General features: G+C 65.9%; 3 protein-coding genes. All 3 read left to right on the forward strand.

The window, feature by feature from the left end; translation table 11 throughout:
* Window positions 1–200 precede the first annotated feature (200 nt).
* On the forward strand, window positions 201–953 hold the full coding sequence (sufC, locus tag I6U14_RS15305) for a Fe-S cluster assembly ATPase SufC (RefSeq protein ID WP_296900387.1): 753 nt from the start codon (window positions 201–203) through the stop codon (window positions 951–953).
* Complete coding sequence (gene sufD, locus I6U14_RS15310; RefSeq protein ID WP_296900388.1) at window positions 950–2,311, forward strand: Fe-S cluster assembly protein SufD; 1,362 nt, start codon at window positions 950–952, stop codon at window positions 2,309–2,311. Before sufC ends, sufD begins: the two co-directional genes overlap by 4 nt.
* Window positions 2,312–2,415: 104 nt before the next feature.
* The gene (locus I6U14_RS15315) at window positions 2,416–2,853 is read left to right on the forward strand and encodes an SUF system Fe-S cluster assembly protein (protein ID WP_296900389.1); all 438 of its coding nucleotides are present in this window, start codon (window positions 2,416–2,418) and stop codon (window positions 2,851–2,853) included.
* Window positions 2,854–3,135: the final 282 nt, after the last annotated feature.

The raw sequence follows: 3,135 nt of genomic DNA on the forward strand, positions 1-3,135 counted from the left end.
CTCGTGATCATCAGCCTCGAGGGGGCGGTGGTCTAAGGCGACTTCGTTCCCCGTTCCTTGCGCCCTGCCGTGCGGATCGGGCGCGCGTGGAGCGTCCTAGCCCGCGCTAACAACGCTGTGAGCCGGCAGCCGGCGCGCAGCCAAACCACACATGCGAGCTGCATCCAAACCGGATGCCGCCAGCCGATTAGGAGTCGAACATGCTGTCTGTGAAAGGCCTGAAGGCCAAAGTCGATGACAAGGAGATCCTAAAGGGTCTCGACCTGGACGTGGGCGCCGGTGAGGTGCACGCCATGATGGGGCCGAACGGCTCCGGCAAGAGCACGCTCGCCAACGTCCTCTCCGGCCGCGAGGGCTACGAGGTCACCGGCGGCAGCGTCCGCTTCGAGGGGCGCGACCTGCTGGAGCTGGAGCCCGAGGAGCGGGCTTGCCTGGGGTTGTTCCTGGCCTTCCAGTACCCGGTCGAGCTGCCGGGCGTGAACAACACCTACTTCCTCAAGGCCGCGCTGAACGCCAAGCGCAAGTACCACGGCGAAGAAGAGCTGGACGCGGTCTCCTTCATGCGACTCATGAAGGAGACGCTGAAGGTGCTGCACCTGGACGATTCACTGCTGAAGCGCCCGGTGAACTTCGGCTTCTCCGGCGGTGAGAAAAAGCGCAACGAGATCTTCCAGATGGCGCTGCTGGAGCCCAAGCTCGCCATCCTGGACGAGACCGACTCCGGCCTCGACATCGACGCCCTGCGCGTGGTGGCCAATGGAGTCAATTCCCTGCGCAGCCCCGAGCGATCCATGTTGGTGGTGACCCACTATCAGCGGCTGCTGGACTACATCGAGCCTGACTATGTCCATGTGCTCGCCAAAGGCCGCATTATCCGCTCCGGCGGCAAGGAGCTGGCGCTGGAGCTGGAAGAGAAGGGCTACGGCTGGATCGTCGACGAGGCAGCGGCATGAGCGCGCAGGCCCTCAAACAAGACCCCCCAATGGCGGCGGTAGTGCATGAGCCTGGCCCCTTTGATAGCTGGCGCTCGTCGGAGTTGTCCCGCACCTCGGCGGGCGAGCCCGAGTGGCTCGCCGCCGTTCGGGCGGCTGCCGCCGAGCGGGTGCAGACCCAGGGTGCGCCTACCAGCAAGTCTGAGGGATGGCGCTATACGGGTCTGCGCGCGCTGCTGGAGCAGGACTTCGCGCCGGTGGACGAGCCGCTCACTGCGCTGTTGCCAGAGGACATCGACGATGTGCTGGCACCCGGGCTGGATGCCCACCGCGTAGTCATGGTCAACGGCCGCTTTGCGCCTGAGCTCTCGGCACTCGCTGATCTGCCGGCAGGTCTGCGCGTCAGCAGCCTGCGCGCCGAGCTCGCCCGGGATGCGAGCGCGCTGGCTGGGCGCATCGGCGCTGTTGCCGGTGAGGGTGCCCATGTGTTTGCGTCCCTCAACACCGCCGGCCTCGATGACGGCATGGTGTTGGCGGCAGATCGCGGCACCGTTGCGGAGAAGCCCGTCGAGCTGCTGCATTTGTCCGTCGGCATGGACGAGCCGCGGGTCGCGCAGCCGCGCCACCTCATCACGCTGGGTGACGGCGCACAGGTCACGCTCATCGAACGCTATGCGAGCCTCGGCGATGCCCTTTACTGCACCAACGCCCTGGTCGAGATCCAGCTGGGCAGGGATGCAGTGCTGCGGCATCGGCGCATCCAGGTAGAGAGCGCGAGCGCCTTTCATCTCTCCGGTGTCTACCTGAGCCAAGGGGCCAACAGCCGCTACGATGGCATCAACGTGGGCATCGGCGCACGTTGGGCACGCACGGACCTGGTGACCCGATTCAGCGGTGAGCATGCCGAGTGCGATCTGCAGGGGCTGTATCTCGCCGGTGACAAGCAGCTGCTGGATTATCACTTGGATGTCCGTCACGGTCTGCCGCGGTGCACGAGCCGCGAGAACTTCAAGGGCGTCGTCCATGGCAAAGGCAAGGCGGTCTTCGACGGCCTGGTGTATGTCGCAAAGGACGCTCAACAGACCGACGCCGAGATGTCCAACCGCAATCTGCTCCTGTCGCAGAATGCGGAGGTGGATACCAAGCCGCAGCTCGAGATCTACGCCGACGACGTCAAGTGCAGCCACGGTACGACCGTGGGTCAGATCGAGCCGGAAATGCTGTTCTACCTCCGCTCGCGGGGCATTCCGGAGGCATTGGCGCGACGCATGCTCTGCCTTGGCTTTGCCGAAGAGATCATCGACGCCCTCGGTCATGCCGCGCTCGAGGCCTATGTGTCGGACGTGGTCGGCCGGCGACTCGAGGCGGCAGCGATCTGAGACAGCCCGCACGATGGTGCCGCGTCCCCCGCTCGAATCCAAACCCCATCCGGGCTGCACGGGCATGTGCCCGCCGGTCCGGAGGTCGTCATGGTGGTGATGTGATGAACAGACTTGCGCGTTTCGCCGGCTTCGGTGCCGGCCACGAAGAAGGCGTCGACCGCGACGAGAGCGAGGCCGGCGCCGCGTCTGCCGCGACCCCCGAGGCCGACGGTGCCAGCGGCGGGGCTCCCACCGATGAGGCGCTGCGGGAGCCGATCATCGCGGCGCTGCGAAAGGTCCACGACCCGGAGATCCCGGTCAATATCTACGACCTCGGTCTCATCTACAAAATCGACATCGCCGATGGCGGAAACATTGCCATCGACATGACCCTCACCGCACCGGCGTGCCCTGTGGCGGGCATGATGCCCGTGATGGTCAAGGACGCCGTGAAGACCGTGGAGGGTGTGGGCGAGGTGGAGGTCGAGCTGGTTTGGGATCCGCCATGGAGTCCGGATACCATGTCCGACGAGGCCAAGCTCCAGTTGGGAATGCTCTGAGTCTCCACTCGCGCGCTGGGCGATGACGCCCGCCGCAACCCGGCAGCGCTTTCGCCACGAAGCCGGTTTGGATGGCCCCTCCCGCGAAGCCGCAGGGGGCAACTGAATCGCCGCCGTGCCCGCAGTACTCCTCTCCTTGACACAGGCCCTGTGAGCGCAGGGGCAGCGCTCGCAGGCGCGAAAGCACAGCACCGCCATCAGCCTACGCTGCCGCCGCAGCCAGCAGCGCTCCACTCCCTGGGTGCCGGGCAAAGTAACCCGGGAGCCCATCGCCCTTCCTAA

The organism is Thiohalocapsa sp., from assembly GCF_019695415.1.
In the GTDB taxonomy this organism is placed as follows: Bacteria; Pseudomonadota; Gammaproteobacteria; order Chromatiales; family Chromatiaceae; genus Thiohalocapsa.

Bases quoted from the DNA above. Each gene is read 5' to 3' on its own strand.
- sufC (WP_296900387.1), top strand. From the start codon at position 201: ATGCTGTCTGTGAAAGGCCTGAAGGCCAAAGTCGATGACAAGGAGATC.
- sufD (WP_296900388.1), top strand. From the start codon at position 950: ATGAGCGCGCAGGCCCTCAAACAAGACCCCCCAATGGCGGCGGTAGTG.
- I6U14_RS15315 (WP_296900389.1), top strand. From the start codon at position 2,416: ATGAACAGACTTGCGCGTTTCGCCGGCTTCGGTGCCGGCCACGAAGAA.